This is a genomic window from Actinoplanes oryzae (genome assembly GCF_030757795.1).
In the GTDB taxonomy this organism is placed as follows: Bacteria; Actinomycetota; Actinomycetes; order Mycobacteriales; family Micromonosporaceae; genus Actinoplanes.
In genome coordinates this window covers 1-21,413 of sequence record NZ_JAUQWH010000101.1, presented here as the reverse complement: position 1 = coordinate 21,413, position 21,413 = coordinate 1, and the positions used below count along the sequence as shown (strand labels likewise).

Sequence of the window (21,413 nt, the reverse complement as noted above, 5' to 3'; positions counted from 1 at the left end):
AGGCGGAGGACCGGGTGAGCCTGACCGACCTGTCCAGCGTCCTGTGGCGAGCGCGCGAGCTGCTGGAGCTCCTGCTGTTCAAGCTCGAGGAGGAGCAGCTGCTCCTCGCGGCGAATCGTTCCCGCTGGCTCGCCCACGCGACGCGCGAGGTCGAGGTCGTGCTCGATCAGATCCGGCAGACGGAGGTGGCGCGGGCGGCGTACGCCCAGGCCGTCGCCCTGGAACTGGGTCTGCCCGCGGAGGCCTCCCTGGGCCAGCTCGCGGACGCGGCGCCGGCGCCCTGGTCCGACCTGCTGCACCAGCACCGTAAGGCCTTCCTCACGCTCACGAGCGAGATCAGCACGATGGCCGACGCGAACCGGGAGCTGCTCACCGCCGGTCAGCGCGCGGCTCGCGAAACCATGCTCGCGTTCGCGGGAACCGTGGAAACGTATTCCGCGGCGGGCAAGACAGTCAGCGGCGGGGTACGCCGCCCGAGCCTGGTGGATGAGGCGATCTGATGGCCAGCAGCTTCGGCAGTATCAACACCGCTCTGACCTCCCTGTACGCGCAGCGCCGCGGCCTGGACGTCGCGGGGCAGAACATCGCGAACGCGGGTACCGAGGGCTACACCCGGCAGCGGGTCAACATGCAGGCCGCGGTCGGCTCGGTGGTCCCGGTGCGCTGGGCCACGACCGACGGCCTCGGCACGGGTGTCGAGGTCACCGACGTCCAGCGGCTGCGCGACCAGTACCTGGAGAACCGCGGGCGCACCGAGCACGGCAACAACGCGTACCTGACCAACCAGGCGGCCGCGTACGGCTCGCTGGAGGACACCTTCGCCGAGCCGGGCGACACCGCGCTGCAGGCCCAGCTGCACGACCAGTGGGCGGCGTGGGGCGACGTCGGCGACGAGCCGAGCAGCACCGCGGCCCGCTCGGCGCTGCTGCAGCAGAGCCGCGTGGTGTCCGACGGCATCAACAGCGCGTACGCCGCCATCGAGGGCCAGTGGTCGTCGAACTACCAGCAGCTCGGCAAGTACGCCGACGAGGTCAACACCACGGCCGGCACCATCGCGCAGCTCAACGACTCGATCGTCAAGGCGAAGGCCACCGGGGTCACCGTCAACGAGCTGGAGGACCGGCGCGACCTGGCCGTCATGAAGCTCTCCGAGCTCACCGGCGCCACGGCGCAGCTGCGCGAGAACGGCTCGATGGACGTGTTCGTCGGCAACTCGCTGCTGGTCAACTACACCACGACCCGCACGATGTCGGCCAACGCCGGTGTCGCCACGATGGAGGCCCAGCTCGGGCTCAACGAGGGCACCATGCCGGCCGGGACCAGGCCGGCCGGGCTGACGTGGGCCGACACCGGCGACGTGGTGACGGCCGGCGGGACCATGGGCTCGATGGTCGACACCATGACCAACCTGCTGCCCGGCATGGCGCAGAAGCTGGACAACGTCGCCAAGGCCCTGGTCACCACGGTGAACTCGGCGATGACCAGCTCGTTCAAGACGGACGGGTCGCCCGGCCAGGACTTCTACGGCGGCGACTTCAGCACCGGCCGCTACGCCAAGAACATGAAGGTCGCCATCACCGACCCGGCCGACATCGCGGTGTCGGGCAAGAACGAGTCGAACCCCGACGGGACGCCGAAGCTGGACTCCTCGGGCAACCCGGTCGGCACCAACGACGGCTCGGTGGCGACGGCGTTGTCCGCGACCGCGACGAAGGCCGGCAGCCCGGACCGGAACTACCAGGACATGATCGCCGATCTCGGGGTCAACGCGCAGACCTCGACGCGGCGCAGCGAGATCCAGCAGAACGTCACCGAGCAGGTGGACGCGGCCCGCGAGGCGGAGTCCGGGGTCAACCTCGACGAGGAGATGACCAACCTGCTCACGTACCAGCGCGGTTACGAGGCCGCCTCGCGCGTGCTCACCACGATCGACTCGATGCTCGATCAGCTCATCAACCGCACCGGCCTGGTCGGAAGGTAAGGAACAGGACAATGGTCAACAGAGTCACCGACAGCAGCATCTCCACCAGGGTCCTCGCCAACCTTCAGCGCAACATCCAGAAGGGCGAGAAGATCCAGGAGCAGCTGTCCAGCGGCAAGCAGCTCAACCGCCCGTCGGACTCCCCGAACGGCACGCTGCAGTCGATGCAGCTGCGCGGCGAGTCGCGCGCCAACTCGCAGTACCTGCGCAGCTCCGGCGACGGGCTGGGCTGGCTGAGCACGCTCGACGGCACGCTCAACAGCACGTCGACGATCCTGCAGAAGGCCCGCTCGCTCACCGTGCAGGGGCTCAACGCCGGCGCCGGCAGCGGCGAGTCGCAGGCCGCCATCAGCGCGGAGCTGGACCAGATCAAGACCACCATCCTCGGGTACGCCAACACGACCTACCTGGACCGGCCGGTGTTCGGCGGCACGACCACGGGCAGCAAGGCGTTCGGCGAGAACGGCGAGTTCATCGGCAACCGGGACGCCGTCCAGCGCACGGTCGGCCCGAACTCGCAGGTGCGCGTCGACATGGACGGGGTCGCCGCGTTCGGCGAGGGGGACGCCTCGGTCTTCAAGGTCCTGGACGACATTTCCGCGGCGTTGAAGAACAACGACATGACCGCGGTCGGCAAGGGCCTGGAACGGCTCGATGCCGCCGCCAATAACGTGAAAAACTCTCTTTCGGACGTTGGCGCCCGATACAATCGGATTACGCAGATGAAGGCATCTGCGGAGGATCGGCTGCTGGACGTGACGTCTCAGCTCTCCGAGGTCGAGGACGTCGACCTGCCGAAGACGATCATGGAAATGCAGCTTCAGCAGACCTCGTACCAAGCGGCTCTGGCCGCTTCGGCAAAGGTGATTCAGCCCTCGCTCATCGACTTTCTGAGGTGACCATGAGTATTCGCACCGAGTCCCGACCGATTGGGGCCTCCATGACCGACACCGAGCTGGACCTGCCGACCATCCACATGGCCGTGCCGATGCCCGGCTTCCCGGCACACCGGGAGTTCGTCCTGGTCCGCCTGAACGACGAGGGTCTGCTCTACGCGTTCACGTCCATCGAGGACCCCTCGCTGCGGTTCCTCGTCGCGCCGCCGGAGCCGTTCTTCCCGGACTACGCCCCGGAGATCGAGAACGAGGTGTTCGCCGCGCTGAACACCCATGATCCCGATCGCCTGCTGGTCATGGTCGTCATCACCGCCGGCGTGGACGAGACCACCGCCAACCTGCTCGCGCCGATCATCGTCGACCGCGACACGCACCGTGCCATGCAGGTCGTGCTCACCGGCAGCAACATGCCGGTCCGGGCCATCATGCGCAAGGCCTTCTGACGGCCGGAGCGCGCGCGGTGTCCTGTCCACGGATGGAAGGGGCGACTGAATGCTCGTGCTGACCAGGAGGGCCGGCGAGAGCGTGATGATCGGTGACGACGTGGTCATCACCGTGCTGGAGGCTCGCGGCGACGTGATCCGCCTGGGCATCCAGGCGCCCCGCGACGTGCAGGTGCACCGCGAGGAGGTCTACCGGGAGCTCCGCGACGTCAACCGCGAGGCCGCCTCGCCCGACGACGCGGCGGTCCGGGCACTGACCGAGATGTTGGAAGACAAGAAGATGTGATGACCGGGCCGGTCCCCTGCGGGGGGCCGGCCCGTCGCGCTGACGGGTCCAGTGTGCCGCGCCAAGGCATTTCCGCCCGGTGCTGGCGAAGTGCAGGACAGTTGCGGCGAAAGCCGTAAAAATGAAGTCATGTCACGATTGATACAACTGGGAGTCGCGAAGCGGCTGGGTCTCGTCGTGCTGACGGGGACCCTCGGGCTGATCGTGCTGGCCACCATGGCGTGGGTGTCGCAGGGGCAGCTCTCCGACCAGGCCGACCGGTTGCGCAACCTCGAGGCGGGACTCGCCGCGCTCAACCATCTCGACACGCGCGAGAGCGAGCTCAAGGTGGACGCCTACCGGGCCGCGCTCGGGCAGGACGTCTCCCAGGACGTCTCGGACGACGTGACCTCGGCCGAGGAGGCGATGGCCTCGGTCGACGCGGTGGACCTGCCCGCCGACCTGGCGGCTGAGTTCGACGGCGTCAAGACGGACGTCACCGACTTCAGCACGTTCATCAGCCAGTACGTCACCCAGGCGGTCGCCGGCACGGTCGCGGACACCGATCAGATCGCCGAGCGCAACAGCGCCGTGGACGACAAGCTCGGCGCCCTGAACGAGAAGGTCGTCGCCGCCGCCGACCAGGAGCGCGCGGACATGGACTCGGTGGTGAACACGGCGCACTGGACGACCGTGATCACCGTGCTGGTGTGTCTGGTGCTGCTGGTGGGACTCGCGGTGCCGCTGACCCGGTCGATCACCCGGCCCGTGCAGCGGCTGGCCGAGGTGGTCGCCGCGCTCGCCCAGGGGGACCTGACCCGGCGTACGGGCGTCACCGGCCGTGACGAGGTGGGCCGGATGGCGGCCGGCATGGACACCGCCCTCGACTCGATCCGCCAGTCCATGACCCGGATAGGCCAGAACTCGGACACGCTCGCCAGCGCCGCCACCCAGCTCTCCGCCGTGGCCGGCCAGATCGCCAACGCGGCCGGCGAGACGGACCTGCGGACGACCTCGGCGTCGACCGAGGCGGACGAGATCTCGCGCAACGTGCAGACGGTCGCGGCCGGCTCGGAGGAGATGGGCCTGAGCATCCGGGAGATCTCGCGCAACACCAACGAGGCCGCCCAGATCGCCGCCTCCGCGGTGTCCGAGGCGGCCCGCGCCACCGAGACGATCCGGCAGCTGGGCGAGTCGTCGGCCGAGATCGGCAACGTGATCAAGCTGATCACCTCGATCGCCGAGCAGACGAACCTGCTCGCCCTCAACGCCACCATCGAGGCGGCCCGGGCCGGGGACGCCGGCAAGGGCTTCGCGGTCGTGGCCTCCGAGGTCAAGGATCTCGCGCAGGAGACCGCCCGGGCCACCGAGGACATCGGGACCCGGGTCACCGCGATCCAGGCCGACACGCAGGGCGCGGTCGAGGTGATCAACCGGATCAGCGACGTCATCGCGCAGATCAACGACTTCCAGACGACGATCGCCAGCGCCGTGGAGGAGCAGACGGCGACGACCGGCGAGATGTCGCGCAGCATCGGCGAGGTGGCGGCGGGCAGCAGCCGGATCGCGGCGAACATCTCGGAGGTCTCGGTCGCCAGTGCCACCTCGGTCCAGGGCGTCGCGCAGACCCGCCAGGCCAGCGACGAGGTCGCCCGCACCGCGGAGGAGCTGCGCAGCCTGGTGGGCGCCTTCCGGCTTTAAACCGGACTGCACCTCGCCCGGCCCCGGTCCACAACGCCGGGGCCGCACTGTATCCCCAGGACGAGAGGAGCTCGTCCGTCGCAACGTCGGGGAGACATCGTGGGTGCAGAGCGCGAGACGGTCATGGACGGCATCACCCTTGCGGCTGCCGCCCTGGATCTGCGGTCCGACGCGCACGTGCACACCGGCTTCGCCGCCGGTCGCGACAGCGTCGGCATGGTGGTCTCGGCCGCCGACCGCGCCGGCCTGACCGCGCTGACCTTCGCCGACCAGGTGGGGCCCGACACGACCTGGCTGCCCGCGTACGCCGACTCGGTGCGCCGCGCCAGCCGCCGGACCGAGCTGACCCTGCGCGTCGGCGCCGAGGTCGAGGTGAGCCAGGCGGACGGCTGGCTGGCGTGGCCCGCCGACCTGGGCACCCTCGAGGTGGTCTCGGTGGCCGTCTCCCGGCTGCCGCTGGCCGACGGGCCGGCCGCCCCGCGCGAGGTGCGGGCCCTGCTCGCCGCCGGCCGCCTCACCCCGGACCAGGTCGCCGAGATCGTGGTCGCCACGACCGTGAAGGGCATCGAACGTGCCTCTCGCTACGCTCCCGTGCAGCTGGCCCGGCCGCTGAGCCTGCTGGCCCAGATCGGCATCGACGACGCGGCGATCGGCGCGGACCTGATCGGGGAGCTCGCCGCCGCCTGCCGGGCCACCGGCACGGCCGTGGAGGTCAGCGAGGCGTGGCGGAGCCCGTCGCCGCGGGTGGTGGCGCTGCTGCGCGAGGCCGGCGTGCCGCTGCTGGCCGCCAGCGACGCCCGGTACGCCGCCGAGGTCGGCCACTGGCAGTACCTGCGTCGTCTCTGAGAAACGCGGGAAAGCCAAACGCGGATAGTAGTCGCATACGTACTCTCGGTCATGCCAGCACTTCAGCATGGGAGAGATGCGATGAGTATGGTTCAGCAGGCCGTCGAGATCAGCGCACCGCTGCACACCGTGTACGAGCAGCTCGCGAAGTTCGAGAACTACCCGCGCTTCATGACGGGGGTTCAGGAGGTCCGCCCGATCGGCAACGACCAGACCCACTGGGTCATGGACGTCGAGGGGCGCCGCCGCGAGTTCGACGCGCGGATCACCGAGCGCTCGCTCGACGAGCGGGTGGCGTGGTCGACGACGGAGGGCCCGCTGCTCGCCGAGACCATCACGCTGCGGCCGATGGGCGAGACGCGTACCCAGATCGTCGCCCAGCTGGAGGCCGACGTCGCGTTCCTGCTCCCCAGTGACCGGCACGGCCAGGAGACGCTGAGCAAGCGCCTGCGCGCCGACCTCAACACCTTCAAGGGCCTGATCGAGACCGGCAAGCTCGGCGACACCCTCGGCGGCGCCAGCTCCAAGCGGCTCGGCGGCGGCTTCGCCTCCCCGGCCTCGGTCGCCACGCGCGCCCGCAGCGGCCGCCCGCAGCCCGGCGCCGGCTGGGGCACGAGCGCGGGCGAGTTCAGCAACGCCAACCCGGACGGCCTCGGCAAGCTGCGCCCCAACGCCGACACCGCCACCCTGGGTACGCCCAACGCCGGCACCAACGTCGACATCACCTCCGCGCCCGGCATCACGAGCGTGCACGACCTCGACGACGTCCTCGCGCCGGGGCGGCACATCGTCGGCACGCCGGGCACGCGCCAGGCCACCGCCTCCGCGCCGATGGGCGGCCGCGTGACCAGCACCCGCGACACCCGGGGCGACGGCATCATCAACGAGCACGAGCGCGGCAGCGCCTGATCAACCCGGCTGGTTGCTCACAGGGACGCGGATTCCCAGGTGGTGACCAGCCGGGCGCCGTGGGGCTCGGACCGCTCGTAGCGGACCGAGCCCCCGTTCGCTTCCACCAGGTGACGGACGATGAACAGCCCGAGGCCGGCGCCCCGCATGAACCGGTCGAAGAGGCTCGGCACGAGTTCCTCCGGAATGCCGGGCCCGCTGTCCTCGACCGTCAGGGTGACCGCGTCGCCGTGGCGCTCGGCGTGCACCACGATCGGGCTCTCGCCGTACGCCAGCGCGTTGGCCACCAGATTGCGCACGACGTGCCAGACGTGTTGCCGGTCGGCCAGTGCCGACGTCTCCTCGCCGATCCGGAACTCGACGTCGGCACTCGGGTTGAGGTCGCCCGCCGCGGCCTGCGCGACCTCGAGCAGCGGCACCGGGGCCCGCCGGGCCGTGACCGCGCCCGTGTCCAGCCGGAACAGCAGCTGCAGGTCGTTCATCATCTTGATGAGCCGGCGGGTGTTCTTGTCGATCTTCGTGGCCAGTTCCAGCCGGATGTCGTCGGGCAGGTCCGCCCAGTCGGCGTGCAGCAGCTCGGCCAGGCTGGCGATGGAGCTGATCGGCTGGGCGACGTCGTGGGTCAGCATCGAGGTGAGGTCGTTCTTGAACGCCAGCGCCGCCTCGAGCCGGGCGTTGGCCTCGCGCAGCGCCGCGTTGCCGGCCACCAGCTCGGCCGCCCGGGCGCTCAGCTCGTCCTCGGTGCGTTTGCGCTCGGTGATGTCGACGTAGGTCGCCACGTAGCCGCGCGGCCGGCCGGCGGCGTCGGGGATGGCGGCCATCGTGGCGAGCACCGGCACGTCGGTCCCGTCGGCGCGGCGTACCGTCCAATCCCCGGTGCCCGGCGGCGGCAGGGCCGGGGCGTCGCCGGGCGGCAGGTCGCCGGCCAGTTCGCGCCACCGCCGGTTCGCGTCGATCACGCGGTGGTTCGCGTCGAGCACCAGGACGGCCTCGTGCATCGACTGCAGCAGCGTGTCGGCGAAGTCCCGGCGGTCCCGCAGCTCGGTCAACAGCTCCCGTTGCTCCTGGTCGGCCCCGTCGAGCGAACGGACCAGGAAGCCGATCAGGCCGAGCAGGGCGAGCGCGGTGAGGACGACGCCGGTGCTGATCGCCGCGGCGGGACGGCTGATCCCCGTACGCACGGCAAGCGCGCTGACCAGCGCGGCCATCACCGGCAGCGCGACCACCACCGGCAGGGCCCGGCGCACCTTGACGCCCGGCGTGGGGCGCGCGTCGGTGCGCAGCGGTCCCGCCTCGGGCCGGGCCAGCAGCATGCCGACGGCGAGGATCAGCAGCGCGCACGCGAAGAAGGGCGGCATGACGCTGCCCGGGCCGCGGCCCTCGGGAAACGTCGGCGCGAACATCCGGGGTACCAGCGCCACCAGGGTGATGATCGCCGTGCCGGCCAGCAGCGGATCGGCCACGCGGTAGCGCACGCGGTCGCCGGGGCGGTGCACGCGCACGTCGAGCCCGGCCAGTGCCAGGCCGGAGAGCATGATCGCCACGCCGGTCGCCGGGTGGTCCGGCAGGGTCAGCGCACCCAGGACGACGGTGCCGGCCGCCAGCGCGTACGCGATGCCGCGCCGCACCCGCCCGGCGCCCGGCGGCACCACCAGCAACAGAGCGAGCCCGGCAGCCGCGAGTGCGGCAGCCGGGCTGCGGAAGTCCGAGGGGGCGATCAGGCCCAGCGTGACGACGGTGACGCCGGCGCAGGCCGCGAGGATCCGCGAGAGTCTGCCCGCCTCACGTGCCGCGATCTGCACCCAGGTCCCCTGTTGTGCTCGAAATCGGAGATATCGAGCATAAGGGGCGAAGGGCCTACGCCGGGTGGGATTGGCCCGCCCACTCGAAGCCCTCTTCCACCGTGACCTTCGTGGCCACCGAGGCGAGAGGTGCTGCGTGCTTGTTGGCGTGGTGCCCGCAGAACGCCAGGCTGCCCCCGCTGGCGAGGGTGAGCTCCAGCTTGGCGGCCGCACCGCAGCTGTCGCAGCGCTCGGTCAGCGAGTCCGCGGTGACGATCTCGGGCGACAGCAGGCTGGTCATGGCGCTCTCCTTGCTCCGTGGCGGTGCGGCGTTCCTGACGGAGGGTAGTTCGGCCCCGCCAGGAGGCGACTTAGGCATCGTGCCCCCGATCGGGGGCCCTGCAACCCAGGCGCAACCGTTGCGGTCCCGGTGTGGCTCTGTGCCGACCCCATTGTTTCCCCTCGAAGCCACCGACATGCCTGGCCCCCCGGGTGATGTCCGTCGCCGGTGGCACCGACGAGGAGGAACCCTTTCAGATGACGACCCACAACGACGGCCGGCGCCGCGCTGCGCGCCTCGCGCTGACCGCCGGGATCGCCACGGTGGCGGCGGTGACCGGAGTCTCCGGCACGGCCTTCGCCGGCACCCCCGGTGCGCTGCCTCTCGGCACCGTCCGGGCGGCGAGCGCGGGAGCCATCACCGACAGCTACATCGTCGTGCTGAAGTCGGCGACGGCCGCCGAGGTCCCGGCGGCGGCGGAGCAGCTGACCGACCGCTACGGCGGCGACGTCGAGCGGAGCTGGTCGGCCACGGTCCGCGGCTTCCAGGCCGACATGACCGCCCTCGAGGCGCGCCGGCTGGCCGCCAGCCCCGAGGTCGCCTATGTCGAGCAGGACGCGGCCGTCTCGCTGGCGGACCTGTCGACCCAGGAGAACCCGGCGTGGGGCCTCGACCGGATCGACCAGAAGACGCTGCCGCTGTCGAAGACCTACACCTACCGCTCGGCGTCGGACGTCACGGCGTACGTGCTGGACACCGGCATCCGGATCTCGCACAGCGAGTTCGGCGGCCGCGCCTCGAACGGCAAGGACTTCATCGACAACGACAACGTGGCGCAGGACTGCAACGGCCACGGTACGCACGTCGCCGGCACGATCGGCGGCAAGACCTACGGCGTCGCCAAGGACGTCAAGCTCGTCGCCGTACGGGTGCTGGACTGCGAGGGCGTCGGCTCGTACTCGGCGATCATCGCGGGGATCGACTGGGTGACCCAGAACGCCATGCTGCCCGCCGTGGCCAACATGAGCGTCGGCGGCACCGCGAGCACGGCTCTGAACGCCGCCGTCGCCAAGTCCATCGCGGCCGGCGTCACGTACGCGGTCGCCGCGGGCAACGACAACAAGAACGCGTGCGGCTACTCGCCGGCCTCCGCGGCCGACGCGATCACCGTCGGGGCGACCGACAGCGCCGACACCCGCGCGTCCTTCTCCAACTACGGCAAGTGCCTGGACCTCTTCGCGCCCGGCGTGAAGATCACCTCGGCCGGCTACAAGTCCGACACGGCCACGGCCGTCATGAGCGGCACCTCCATGGCGACCCCGCACGTCGCCGGCGCGGCCGCCCTGGTCGCCGCGGCGCACCCCGGCTGGACGCCGGCCCAGATCACCTCGGCGCTGCTCACCAACGCCACCCCGAGCAAGGTCAAGAGCCCGGGCAGCGGGTCCGTGAACAAGCTGCTCTGGACCGGCTTCCTCAACACCGAGTCGGCCGGCACGGCCACCCACTGCGGGCCGTTCACCGTGGGCACCGACAAGAAAATCGCCAAGAAGGGCACGGCCACCAGCGCCAAGAAGGTGACCGGGTGCACCGGCACGGCGTCCGCCAAGTCCTCCGTCTCGATCACCGTCAAGCACGGCTACCGGGGGTCGCTGGTCGTCACGCTGACCGACCCGGCCGGCAAGGCGCACGTCCTCAAGAAGGCCTCGAAGTCGGACAAGGCAGCAGACTTCACGCAGACGCTGCCGATCGACCTGTCCGGTGTGTCCCGCAACGGAAAGTGGACGCTGACGGTCAAGGACACCTACGGCACCACCACCGGCACCCTGGACAAGTGGAAGCTCACCCTCTGATCCCCGCGAACCGCCTCGCGCGGCGGGAAGCGCCGTTAGCGTGAGTCGCGAAACGTCATACCGCGGGGAGGCACTCATGCCGGAGGCAGTGCGGGAGGAGCGCCCGACGGTCCTCGTCGTCGACGACGAGGAGGACCTGCGGGACATCATGCGGCGGATGCTGGAACGCCGGGGCTTCTCGACCCTGGTGGCCGGCGACGCCGAGGAGGCCGTCGGGCTGTGCCGCGACCACGCCGGCCCGATCGACGTGCTCGTCACGGATCTCGGACTGCCCGGCGTCTCCGGGGGCGACCTCGCCCGCGGGGCCGCGGACCTGCGCCCCGACCTCGGCATCATCTACATCTCGGGGCTGCCCAAGGACATCGCGGTGACCAAGGGCCTGATCTCCGAGGACGCCCTGCTGGTGAAGAAGCCGTTCACCTCCGACCTGCTGCTGGACGCCCTGCGGCTGGTGCTCTCCGAATAGCCTGCCGTCCCCTGGACGCCGTCGGACCCCGGTCCGGCGGCGTTTCCGTGTTCAGCACCTCAAGTGCACCTCAACGTGCCCGCAAGCCGCACCCGCCGCTCAAGAACCTGAATGTCAGACAGCAAGCCACTGACATGCAAGGGGAACCGGGTGACGGGCAAGCGGAAGATCGGAGTCGCGCTGACGGGCGTCGTCGCGGCCGGCGCGGGGATCACCCTCACCGGTACGGCCAACGCGGCGGCCACGTCCGCGACCGTGAGCGTCGTGAGCACCGACGACGCGTACACGTCGAGCACGCGCAAGAGCGTCAACTTCGGCACGGCCGACAAGCTCGTCGTCGGCCGGGAGGCGGGGGAGACCCGGCTGTCCTATCTGAAGTTCGCGCCGAAGCTCGCCTCCGGCGCCACGGTCACGGGGGCCGAGCTGCGCCTGCCGCTGGACAGCAAGCCGGCGGAGTCGACGCTGACCCTCTACGCCGTGGCGAGCACCTGGACCGAGAAGACGATCACGGCCGCGAACGCGCCGGCGCTCGGCAAGGCGGTCGCCTCGATCAAGCCGAAGGCCGCGGACACCACGCTGACGTTCGACCTGTCCAAGGTGGTCACCAAGGCCGGGACGTACGCGTTCGCGCTCAAGTCGGCGTCCACGACGGCCGTGACCCGGCTGCGGGCGGTGGAGTACGGGGACGCGGCGTCCGGCGGACCCGAGCTGCGCCTGACCGTCCGCCGCACCGTCCCGACCACCGCGCCCACCAAGGCTCCGACCACCGCGCCCACCAAGGCTCCGACCACCGCGCCGACCACGACTGTTCCCTCGCCCGCACCCACCACCACCGCGCCGGCCGCGTGCACGACGGGCGCGCTGCTGGTGCCGACCTGTGGCGTGCTGTGGGGCGCGGCGGCGGGCGGCTTCACCGACACCCCGCGTGACCAGGCGTTGAAGGACTGGGAGGCGCTCACCGGCCGGACGGCGACGATTTACCACACCTACCACAAGGGCGACGAGCAGTTCCCGACCAAGGCCGAGATCGCCATGACCCAGGACCCGGCCAAGCCGCGGGTGCTGCTGCTCAACTGGAAGATCGCGTACAACTCGACGTGGGCGAAGGTCGCCGCCGGCGCGCAGGACAAGCGCATCGACACCTGGTCCGCGTACGTGAAGAAGAACTACGGCACGCAGAAGTTCTTCCTCGCCCTGCACCACGAGCCCGAGAACGACGTCAACGCGACGGCGGGCTCCGGCATGACGGCCAAGGACTACGCGGCCATGTACCGCCACGTGATCACCCGCCTGCGCGCCAACGGCGTCACGAACGCGGTGAACGTCATCGCGTACATGGGCAACGAGAAGTGGATGGCCCAGTCCTGGTGGAAGGACCTCTACCCGGGCGACGACGTCGTCGACTGGATCGGCCTCGACTCCTACGTGAGCGTCGAGAAGGGCTACTACCACTACGGCGACATGGGCGACATCCTCGACCGGCAGCCCACCGGCGGCGGCCTCGGCTGGTACGACTGGGCCACCACCACCCACCCGGCCAAGCCGATCATGGTGGCGGAGTGGGGCATGTACCACCGCCGCGCCGTCGTCACGGACAAGTCGGTCGCCTTCGACTCGGTGCTCCCCGAGCTCAAGGCCCACCCGAAGGTCAAGGCCATCGTCTACTTCGACACCGCCAGCGACGACGAGGGCGACCGCGACATCTCGGTCAACTCGAGCCCGGCGAGCCTGGCCGCCTTCCAGAAGGTCGCCGCGGACCCGATCTTCAACGTGACGCTCAAGTAAGAGCGCCCACGGGGGTTGCCTGTGGAGGAACCGAAGCTGTGGACAACTTTGCCCGTTGATGGCCGGCGGTCGGTTATGATCCGCCGACCATCAACGGGGAGACCTTTCCATGCGTCGATTCGTGGTCGCGGTGCTGGCCGCGCCCTTTCTCATCGTGCCCTTCAGCTCACCGGCCGCCGCGGCCTGTGCCCGCGTGCCGAGCGACTTCAACGGCGACGGCTACGGTGACGTCGCCATCGGCGCCCCGCGCGCCCATGATCCGGTCTATGACGTCAACTGGCAGGGCGTGGTCCACGTCGCCTACGGGTCGGCGGCCGGTGTCGGCAAGGGTGCTCAGGCCAACGCGTCCTTCCGCGGCAGCACGGCGGGGCTGCCGCGCTTCAGGTTCACGGGCAGCGAGCGGCTCGGCGAGTCGCTGGCGTCCGGCTATTTCGACGGTGACTGCTATGCCGACCTGGCGGTCAGCGCGGCCTCGGGCAGCGACATGCTGGTGCTTTACGGCAGCGCGGCCGGCCTGACGGTGGACCGGTCGGCCGGCTTCGACCGCACGGCGATCCAGCCCGAGGGGGAGTACGGGTCGGGCTTCAGCTCCGACATCACCACGGGCGACTTCGACGGCGACGGCTTCGACGACATCGCGGCCGGTGCGCCCTGGACCGACGCCAACGCCGGCGCCTTCGGCGTGCTCTACGGCTCGGCGACCGGCATCACCAACGCCGGGGCTCAGTGGATCGACCAGGACAGCGCGAGCGTGCCCGGTGCCGCGGAGGCGGACGACGGCTTCGGCACGGCACTGGCTGCGGGAGACTTCAACGGCGACGGCCGGGACGACCTGGCCGTCGGCGCACCCGGCGAGGCGCTCGGCACGCTGTACGGCGCGGGCGGCCTCATCGTCTTTCCCGGCACTGCCGCCGGTCTCGGCACCGCCGGCTCGACGTGGTGGGACCAGGATTCGGCCGGTGTGCCGGGCGGGGCGGAGTACCTCGACAGGTTCGGCGTCAGCCTCACGGCGGGCGACACCACCGGTGACGGCAGGGAGGAGTTGTTCGTCGGTGTCCCGTCGGAGTCGATCGGCACGAAGGACTCTGCCGGGATGCTGCAGATCTTCCGGGGCGCGGCGTCGGGTCTGGTGGCCGGCTCCGCCTACAACCAGGACGACGCGCAGATTCCGGGCGACGCGGAGGCCGGCGATCAGTTCGGCGGCTCGCTCGGGCTGGCGGATCTCAACCGGGACGGCAGGCTCGACCTGGCGGTCGGCGCCCCGGGCGAGTGGGCCGGCACCGTGGATGGCAACGGCGCGATCAACGTTCTCTTCAGCACCACGGCCGGGCCCACCCCCGCCGGCTCCGTCTACATCGATCAGAATTCGGCGGGTGTGCCGGGTGACAACGAGGATCTGGACGCCTTCGGCTGGTCGCTCGGCCGGGTCGCCAACGCTTACGGCGGCGACACGCTGTCCGTGAGCGCCAACGACGAGAAGGTCACGTACAGCAGGGAGGGTGCGGTCACCCTGCTCCCCGGGGCGCCGGCCGGGCAGGCGCGGCCCGCGGGCTATTTCTTCTCGGGCGCGAACTTCCCGGCAGGCGCGGCGGCGGAGGCCAACTTCGGGGCCGGCCTGTCCTGACCCGCGGTGCCCTGGTCCTCATTCCACTGAGGACCAGGGCACCGTCAGCTCCCCGCGACGCCAGCGGGCCGGCCCGTCCAGCACGGGCCACGCCGTCCGGAAACGGTCGACGGTCGCGAGCCAGCGCTGCCGGACGCCGAAGGGCGTCGCGCTCGCATCCCAGGCCGCGCCCAGCGTGCCCACCAGCTCGAAGACGCGGTGACCAGGCACGTTGTGGTGGATCAGCGCCTTCGGCAGCCGCTCCGCGAAGGTGGACGGGTGGTCCAGCGCCGCAAGGCGAGCCGACAATGTCAGCGATTCCGGGCCGGCCGGCGTCACGACCGCCCACGTGGCGATTCGCCCCAGCTCGTCGCAGGTGCCCTCGACCAGCAGGGCACCGGTCGCCGTCATCGTCCGCCAGGCGTCGGCGACCGCGCTCTCGTCGTACTGGCGGAGGACGTTGAACGCGCGCACCACGTCCGGGGCCAGGCCGGCGAGCTCGAAGCCGCCCCGGCGGAACTCCAGGAGCGGCGGGTCCGCGTGGGGCTGCGCGGCTGCCACCCGTACGGGATCGATCTCCAGGCCGGCCACCGCGATGTCGGACCGGACCGCGGCCGCGAGCCGGGACCGCAGCTCGATCGCCGTGATCGGCGTCGCGCCGTAGCCCAGGTCCACCACCAGCGGCCGGTCCGACGACCGCAGCAGGTCACCGCAGCGGAACGCTATGTAGTTGTCGACTCGGCGCAGCCGGTTGGGATTGGTGGTCCCCCGGGTGACGGCGCCGATCGGCTTCACGGCTTGCCGGCAGCGCCCGGCCCGCGAAAGATCGGCTGCTGATCCGCCGGCAGCGGCGGCAGGAACGGCTCGCGGACCACCTTGTGCTGCGCGGCCTGCGCGATCGGGCGGACCACCAGCCGGTCGACGTTGACGTGCTGCGGGCGGGTGGCCACCCACGCGATGCAGTCCGCGATGTCGTCGGCGACGAGGGGCTCGGTCACCCCCGCGTAGACGGCGTCGGCCTTGGCCTGGTCGCCGAAGCGGTTGAGGGAGAACTCCTCGGTGTGCACCATGCCGGGATCGATCTCGATCACCCGGACCGGCTTGCCCGCGAGCTCCAGCCGCAGCGTGCCGACCAGCGCGGTCTGACCGTGCTTGGCGGCGACGTAGCCCCCGCCGCCCTCGTACGCCGTGAACGCTGCCGTCGACCCGACCGTGACCACCGTGCCGGCGCCACTCGCCTCCAGGGCGGGGAGCAGGGCCTGGGTGACACGCAGGGTGCCGAGGACATTGACGTCGTACATCCACTGCCAGTCGGCGACGGATCCGGTGGCGACCGGGTCCATGCCGCGCGCCCCGCCCGCGTTGTTGACGAGCAGCGTCACCGGGCCGCCCACCGACTGCGCGAGGGCGGCCACCGACGAGTCGGACGTCACATCACATCCGACCGCGGTGGCATTGTCCGCGCCCACTTCCTTGACAAAGGCTTCGAGCCGGTCCGTACGCCGAGCCGCCGCCACCACATGAAAACCCTCGGTGACCAGGCGGCGCGCGGTGGCCGCCCCGATCCCACTGGACGCGCCCGTGACCACGGCGATCTTCTTCTGCACCATGCCCCCGATCCTGCCTCATGACGTGAGTCACCCCGGCGGCTCCGGATTGGGATTCGGAGCCGTTCGGTGGGGAAGATGAACGACGGCGTAAAAGTTGCACGTCACGTTTGCCCGCAGCGAAGGGATCATCAGGTGGCAGAGCTCCGCTGGCCCACTCCGCGGCGTCTCGCCACCCTCTCGGTGCACACCTCCCCGCTGGAGCAGCCGGGCACGGGCGACGCCGGGGGCATGAACGTCTACATCGTCGAGGTCTCCAAGCGGCTCGCCGAGCGCGGGGTCGAGGTCGAGATCTTCACCCGGGCGACGTCGAGCGAGCTGCCGCCGTGCGTCGAGATGGCGCCCGGGGTCACTGTGCGGCATGTCACCGCGGGGCCGTTCGAGGGGCTGTCGAAGGAGGAGCTGCCGTCGCAGCTGTGCGCCTTCACCAACGGCGTGCTGCGCGCGGAGGCCGTCCACCCGCCGGGCTGGTACGACGTGATCCACTCGCACTACTGGATGTCCGGGCAGGTCGGCTGGCTGGCCCGGGAGCGCTGGGGCGTGCCGCACGTGCACACCGCGCACACCCTGGCCAAGGTGAAGAACAGGTTCATCGCCGCCGGCGACCGGCCCGAGCCGAAGGCCCGGGTCATCGGCGAGGAGCAGGTGATCGCCGAGTCGGACCGGCTCGTCGCGAACACCCGCTTCGAGGCGCAGGACCTCGTCACCTGCTACGACGCCGACCCGACCCGCCTGTCCGTGGTCCAGCCCGGCGTGGATCTGGGCCGGTTCCGGCCGCGCGAGGACAAGCGGCGGGACAGGCGTCGCCTCGGCCTGCCCGAGGACGGGCAGATCGTGGCCTTCGTGGGGCGCATCCAGCCGCTCAAAGGTCCGGACGTGCTGATCCGCGCGCTGGCCGCCGAGCCGCTGCGCGACGCGGAGGTCACCGTCGTCATCTGCGGTGGCCCCAGCGGCAGCGGGCTCGACCGGCCCACGGCGCTGATCGAGCTGGCCGCCTCGCTCGGCGTCTCGGACAAGGTGCGTTTCCTCGCCCCGCAGACCGGTGCGGCGCTGCCGGCCCTCTACCGGGCCGCGGACCTGGTCGCGGTGCCCTCGCACAACGAGTCGTTCGGCCTGGTCGCGGTCGAGGCACAGGCCTGCGGCACCCCGGTCGTCGCGGCGGCGGTCGGCGGGCTGGTGACGGCGGTCACCGACGGGGTGAGCGGCCTGCTGGTCGACGGGCACGACCCGGCGCGGTGGGCGCGGACGCTGCGGGGGCTGCTGGACGATCCGGGTCGCCGGCTGCGGCTGGCGCGGGGTGCTGTCCGGCACGCCGCCGGCTTCTCCTGGGACCGGACGGCCGACAGCCTGCTCGAGGTCTACACCGAGGCGGTCGCCGAGCACCGGGCTCTCATCGCCTCGCGGCTGGCAGGATCGTACTCATGGTGACGGAGATCGGGTCCCTGATCGAGCGGGTGTGCGCGGAGCGCGAGCTGCCGTGCGAGGCGACCGGCGACTCGTCGTGGGTGGTCACGCTGCCGGGCACGCACAAGCTCAAGACCGCCTGCAACCTGATCGTCGGCGAGCACGCCCTGCGCGTCGAGGCCTTCGTCATGCGGCATCCCGACGAGCGCCGCGAGGAGGTGTGGGCCTGGCTGCTGCGGCGCAATGCCCGGATGTACGGCGTCGCCTTCTCGATCGACACGGCCGGCGACATCTATCTCACGGGCCGGGTCCGCCTCGCCGGGCTCGACGAGGACGAGCTGGACAGGCTGCTCGGCTCGGTGCTCACCTATGCCGACGAGTCCTTCGACCAGCTGCTGGAGATCGGCTTCGGGTCGGCGATCCGGCGCGAGTGGGAGTGGCGCGTCAAGCGCGGCGAGTCCCTGGCCAATCTGCAGGCCTTCGCCCATTTCGCGGACCGGTCCGGCGGCGACAAGGCGGAGTGACATGGACGCGGGGCTCGTGCGCGATGCCCAGGCCGGCGATGTCACCTCGCTGGGCGTCCTGCTCGCCCGGCACCGCCCGGCCATGTACGCCGTCGCGCTGAGCCTGCTGGGCCGTCCCGCCGACGCCGAGGACGCGGTGCAGGAGGCCGCCCTGATCGCGGTTCGCCGCATCGGTGACCTGCGCGATCAAGCCGCGGCCGGCCCCTGGCTCAAGGCGGTGACCCGCAACGTCTGCCGCGCCCAGCTGCGCCGCCCGGTGCCGGTGCCGGCCGAGCTCCCTCCGCTGCCCGACACCCGGCCCGGCCCGGAGGAGGAGCTGGACAGGCTGGCGCTCGGCGACTGGGTGTGGCAGGCCGTCGGACAGTTGAGCCCGGCCCTGCGCGAGGTCGTGCTGTTGCGTCACTTCACCGGCGTCACCCGCTACGACGAGATCGCGGCGATCTGCGGCCTGCCCGTCGGCACCGTCCGCAGCCGGCTGCACCAGGCCCGCGCCAAGCTGACCGAGGCCCTGGCCGCCACCGCCGAGGCCGCCCACGACGACCATGCCGGGCAACGCGCCGCCCGGCGCGCCGAGGCTGAGCAGTTCTTCGCGGAGGTCCGGGCCGGGCGCGGCGAGCGGGCGTTCCGCGAGTTCTACGCGCCGGCCGTGGAGAGCTTCTGGCCCACCGGCAAGCGCCGCCGCGGCGTCGAGTCCCTGGTGGAAGTCATGGATCGGGACCTGTCGGAGGGCGTCCGGCAGTTCGTGACCGGTGTCGTGGCGGCGCCTGGCGTGCTGGTGTGGGAGGCCGAGGCGGTCAATCCGCCGGAGGATCCGGAGCACTGCCCGCCCACCATCGTCTGGATGCATGCCGTCTCCGGGGGCCGGCTGAGCCGGCTGCGAATCTTTCATCAGCGCGAGCGAACTTTCGCCGGTGTCCTCGCATCGTGACCGTATGACCATTTCTGTCGATCACCTCACCGGCCTCGGCGAGAGCAGCGAGGCCGGGTTCATGGCGGCCTACGAGTCCGGCACCCCCGCGGGCGCCGCGGCCGACCTGGGCATCACCGTCCGGCGCATCGGCGGCGGCGTCGCCCTGGCCATGCGGCACGACCCCACCGGCTACTGGAGCAAGGCGCTCGGCTTCGGCGTGACCGAGCCGGTCACCGACGAGCTCGTCGGCGCGGTGGTCGAGTTCTACCGCGAGCACGGCAACGACCGGGCGGCGATCCAGATAGCGCCGTCGCTGCGGCCGGCGAACTGGGACGAGATCACCCGGCGGTACGGCCTGCGGCAGGGCAACAGCGTGGTGAAGCACGCCGCGCGTCCGGCGGAGGTGGGCACCGCTCCGACCGATCTGCGCGTCGGCCCGGTGCCCGCCGGGCAGGCCGTCGCCTGGGCGGAGCTGGTCCTGACGTGCTTCGGGATGCCGCTGGGTCCGCTGACGGAGATGCTGACCGCGTCGTTCGGCAGCCCTGAGTTCCATCCCTTCGGCGCCTGGGCCGGCGCCCGTCTCGTCGGAGCGGCGAACTTGTTCGTCCGCGACGGCGTGGCTTCGCTCAACACCGGTGCCACCCATCCGGACTTCCGGGGCCGCGGCGCCCAGTCGGCCCTGATCGCCGCGCGGGCGGCCAAGGCGGCCGAGCTCGGCTGTGAGTGGATCATCAGCGAGACCGGGCTGCCGGCGGACGGCACGAAGAACCCGTCGACGGACAACATGCTGCGCCTGGGCCTGCGTGACCTCTATCACCGCGACAACTGGATCTGGGAGCGGTAGTACTGTAAGGATAGTTACCAATAGGCAGGCGGCCCTACCCGCCACGTACTGGTACCTGTGGACCGGGCTGCTGATCAACCGGCTGGGCGGGTTCGCGGTTCTGTTCCTGTCCCTCTACCTCACGGCGCAGCGCGGGGCGAGTCCCGCGCTGGCCGGGTTGATCGCCGGCGCGTACGGCATCGGGGGCGTCGGCGGCACGCTGCTGGGCGGCGTCCTCACCGACCGGTGGGGCCGCCGCCCGACGCTGCTCGCCGCACACTTCGGCGCGGCGGCGCTGCTGGTGGCCCTGGCGCTGGTCACCAGCCTGCCGGTCATCGCCGGCCTGACCCTGCTGCTCGGCGTCGCCCACGCCGTGCCGCAGCCCGCGTTCGTGGCGGCGATCATCGACGTGGTGCCGCCCGAGCTCCGGTCGCGCGCGTTCAACCTGCAGTTCTGGGCGTTCAATCTGGGTCTGGCCGGGGCGTCGCTGCTGGCCGGGCTGCTGGCGAGCTGGAGCTATTCCGGCATGTTCCTGCTGGACGCCGGCTCGACGCTGGTGACCGCCCTGCTGCTGCTGTGGAAGGTGCGGGAGACCCGGCGCCCGAGGCAGACGGCGATGCGGCAGGGTCTGCGGGTGCCGCTCACCGACCGGATCTTCCTGGTCTTCGTCGGCCTGACCCTGCTGCAGGCGCTGCTCTACAGCCAGACCAACACGATCATCCCGCTGGCGATGGCGGGGGACGGCCTCGACCCCTCCGTGTACGGGCTGGTCACCGCGCTGAGCGGCACGCTGATCGCGGTCGGGCAGCTCTTCGTGCCCCGGGTGATCGACGGCCGGCGCAAGGACCGGGTGCTCGCCGCGGCCCTCGCCGTCATGGCGGCCGGCTTCGCGCTGGTCGCCTGGGCCGACGGCGCCGTCCTCTATCTCGTGGCGGCGGCGGTCTGGACTGTGGGCTCAATGCTCGCCGCCCCGCCCAACGCCGAGATCAACTCGGAGCTGGCGCCGGCCGAGCTGCGCGGGCGCTATCAGGCGGTCTTCTTCCTGACCTTCCCGGCGGCGTCCTTCCTGGCGCCGGCGCTGGGCGGGGCGGGGCTGCAGGCCTTCGGCGCGGGGCACTGGCTGATCGTGGCGGGAGTCGGCCTGGCGGGCGCCGCGCTGCATCTGGTGGCGGGCCCGGCGCGCGAAAGGCGCGTGCGCCTCGTCGACGTCGGCACCGGCGTCTGACGGCGGATCGGCCCCGCAAGAGGCGTGATCCGTGGGCGCTGGATCGAGCGCGGGAGGGACGTGATCGTGGCGCCGGCCTTCTCGAGGAAGGTCGCCGTCTTCTCGCTGAGCGTC

Annotated in this window: 20 protein-coding genes and 1 pseudogene; 17 read left to right on the top strand and 4 right to left on the bottom strand. The window is 71.4% G+C overall.

The window, feature by feature from the left end; translation table 11 throughout:
• Positions 1–14 precede the first annotated feature (14 nt).
• From flgN to RBH18_RS27860, 8 genes are all read left to right on the top strand, one after another.
• Positions 15–500 (top strand): flagellar export chaperone FlgN, encoded by a 486-nt coding sequence (gene flgN, locus RBH18_RS27895; protein WP_306212978.1) that lies wholly within the window; start codon positions 15–17, stop codon positions 498–500.
• Complete coding sequence (flgK, locus tag RBH18_RS27890) at positions 500–1,981, top strand: flagellar hook-associated protein FlgK (RefSeq protein ID WP_306212977.1); 1,482 nt, start codon at positions 500–502, stop codon at positions 1,979–1,981. Before flgN ends, flgK begins: the two co-directional genes overlap by 1 nt.
• An 11-nt stretch (positions 1,982–1,992) precedes the next feature.
• Positions 1,993–2,880, top strand: a complete 888-nt coding sequence (locus RBH18_RS27885; RefSeq protein WP_306212974.1) for a flagellin N-terminal helical domain-containing protein — start codon at positions 1,993–1,995, stop codon at positions 2,878–2,880.
• Positions 2,881–2,921: 41 nt separating this feature from the next.
• Positions 2,922–3,320: a flagellar assembly protein FliW gene (gene fliW, locus RBH18_RS27880; RefSeq protein ID WP_306212973.1), complete on the top strand. Its 399-nt coding sequence runs from the start codon at positions 2,922–2,924 to the stop codon at positions 3,318–3,320.
• 49 nt (positions 3,321–3,369) lie between these two features.
• Positions 3,370–3,606, top strand: coding sequence for a carbon storage regulator CsrA (gene csrA / locus RBH18_RS27875; protein WP_306212971.1), 237 nt, complete (start codon positions 3,370–3,372; stop codon positions 3,604–3,606).
• A 129-nt stretch (positions 3,607–3,735) separates the two neighbouring features.
• Positions 3,736–5,286: a methyl-accepting chemotaxis protein gene (locus RBH18_RS27870; RefSeq protein ID WP_306212969.1), complete on the top strand. Its 1,551-nt coding sequence runs from the start codon at positions 3,736–3,738 to the stop codon at positions 5,284–5,286.
• Between the two features lie 99 nt (positions 5,287–5,385).
• Positions 5,386–6,132, top strand: a complete 747-nt coding sequence (locus tag RBH18_RS27865) for a hydrolase (RefSeq protein WP_306212967.1) — start codon at positions 5,386–5,388, stop codon at positions 6,130–6,132.
• Between the two features lie 81 nt (positions 6,133–6,213).
• Entirely contained in the window at positions 6,214–7,041 is an 828-nt protein-coding gene (locus RBH18_RS27860; RefSeq protein ID WP_306212966.1) for an SRPBCC family protein, read from the top strand.
• Positions 7,042–7,058: 17 nt separating this feature from the next.
• Here RBH18_RS27860 and RBH18_RS27855 read toward each other — a convergent pair whose 3' ends face one another.
• Together RBH18_RS27855 and RBH18_RS27850 are read right to left on the bottom strand one after the other, a co-directional pair.
• On the bottom strand, positions 7,059–8,843 hold the full coding sequence (locus RBH18_RS27855) for a sensor histidine kinase (protein WP_306212963.1): 1,785 nt from the start codon (positions 8,841–8,843) through the stop codon (positions 7,059–7,061).
• A gap of 55 nt (positions 8,844–8,898) precedes the next feature.
• Positions 8,899–9,123 (bottom strand): DUF7455 domain-containing protein, encoded by a 225-nt coding sequence (locus tag RBH18_RS27850; protein ID WP_306212961.1) that lies wholly within the window; start codon positions 9,121–9,123, stop codon positions 8,899–8,901.
• Between the two features lie 236 nt (positions 9,124–9,359).
• On the opposite strand from RBH18_RS27850, the gene RBH18_RS27845 reads away from it, so the two are divergent.
• From RBH18_RS27845 to RBH18_RS27830, 4 genes are all read left to right on the top strand, one after another.
• Positions 9,360–10,952 carry a S8 family serine peptidase gene (locus RBH18_RS27845; RefSeq protein WP_306212959.1) on the top strand — a complete coding sequence of 531 codons (1,593 nt, stop codon included), beginning with the start codon at positions 9,360–9,362 and terminating at the stop codon, positions 10,950–10,952.
• Positions 10,953–11,028: 76 nt separating this feature from the next.
• On the top strand, positions 11,029–11,418 hold the full coding sequence (locus RBH18_RS27840) for a response regulator (protein WP_306212957.1): 390 nt from the start codon (positions 11,029–11,031) through the stop codon (positions 11,416–11,418).
• A gap of 150 nt (positions 11,419–11,568) precedes the next feature.
• Positions 11,569–13,203 (top strand): CBM96 family carbohydrate-binding protein, encoded by a 1,635-nt coding sequence (locus RBH18_RS27835; protein ID WP_306212956.1) that lies wholly within the window; start codon positions 11,569–11,571, stop codon positions 13,201–13,203.
• Positions 13,204–13,312: 109 nt separating this feature from the next.
• Positions 13,313–14,827, top strand: coding sequence for an FG-GAP repeat protein (locus RBH18_RS27830; protein WP_306212954.1), 1,515 nt, complete (start codon positions 13,313–13,315; stop codon positions 14,825–14,827).
• Between the two features lie 18 nt (positions 14,828–14,845).
• Here RBH18_RS27830 and RBH18_RS27825 read toward each other — a convergent pair whose 3' ends face one another.
• Together RBH18_RS27825 and RBH18_RS27820 are read right to left on the bottom strand one after the other, a co-directional pair.
• Complete coding sequence (locus RBH18_RS27825) at positions 14,846–15,601, bottom strand: class I SAM-dependent methyltransferase (protein WP_306212952.1); 756 nt, start codon at positions 15,599–15,601, stop codon at positions 14,846–14,848.
• A 65-nt stretch (positions 15,602–15,666) separates the two neighbouring features.
• Positions 15,667–16,416 (bottom strand): annotated as a pseudogene (locus RBH18_RS27820) (SDR family NAD(P)-dependent oxidoreductase); the annotation flags it as partial.
• A 132-nt stretch (positions 16,417–16,548) separates the two neighbouring features.
• Between RBH18_RS27820 and mshA the strand changes: the two are divergent.
• From mshA to RBH18_RS27795, 5 genes are read left to right on the top strand one after another with little or no spacing between them, the layout of a single operon-like run.
• Positions 16,549–17,841 (top strand): D-inositol-3-phosphate glycosyltransferase, encoded by a 1,293-nt coding sequence (mshA, locus tag RBH18_RS27815; protein ID WP_456237638.1) that lies wholly within the window; start codon positions 16,549–16,551, stop codon positions 17,839–17,841.
• Positions 17,835–18,341, top strand: coding sequence for a type III secretion system chaperone family protein (locus RBH18_RS27810; protein ID WP_306212950.1), 507 nt, complete (start codon positions 17,835–17,837; stop codon positions 18,339–18,341). Before mshA ends, RBH18_RS27810 begins: the two co-directional genes overlap by 7 nt.
• Before the next feature lies 1 nt (position 18,342).
• On the top strand, positions 18,343–19,269 hold the full coding sequence (locus tag RBH18_RS27805) for an RNA polymerase sigma factor (protein ID WP_306212948.1): 927 nt from the start codon (positions 18,343–18,345) through the stop codon (positions 19,267–19,269).
• A 4-nt stretch (positions 19,270–19,273) separates the two neighbouring features.
• Positions 19,274–20,095, top strand: coding sequence for a GNAT family N-acetyltransferase (locus RBH18_RS27800; protein WP_306212946.1), 822 nt, complete (start codon positions 19,274–19,276; stop codon positions 20,093–20,095).
• On the top strand, positions 20,055–21,299 hold the full coding sequence (locus tag RBH18_RS27795) for an MFS transporter (protein ID WP_306212944.1): 1,245 nt from the start codon (positions 20,055–20,057) through the stop codon (positions 21,297–21,299). The genes RBH18_RS27800 and RBH18_RS27795 overlap by 41 nt, the downstream gene beginning before the upstream one ends.
• Positions 21,300–21,413 lie beyond the last annotated feature (114 nt).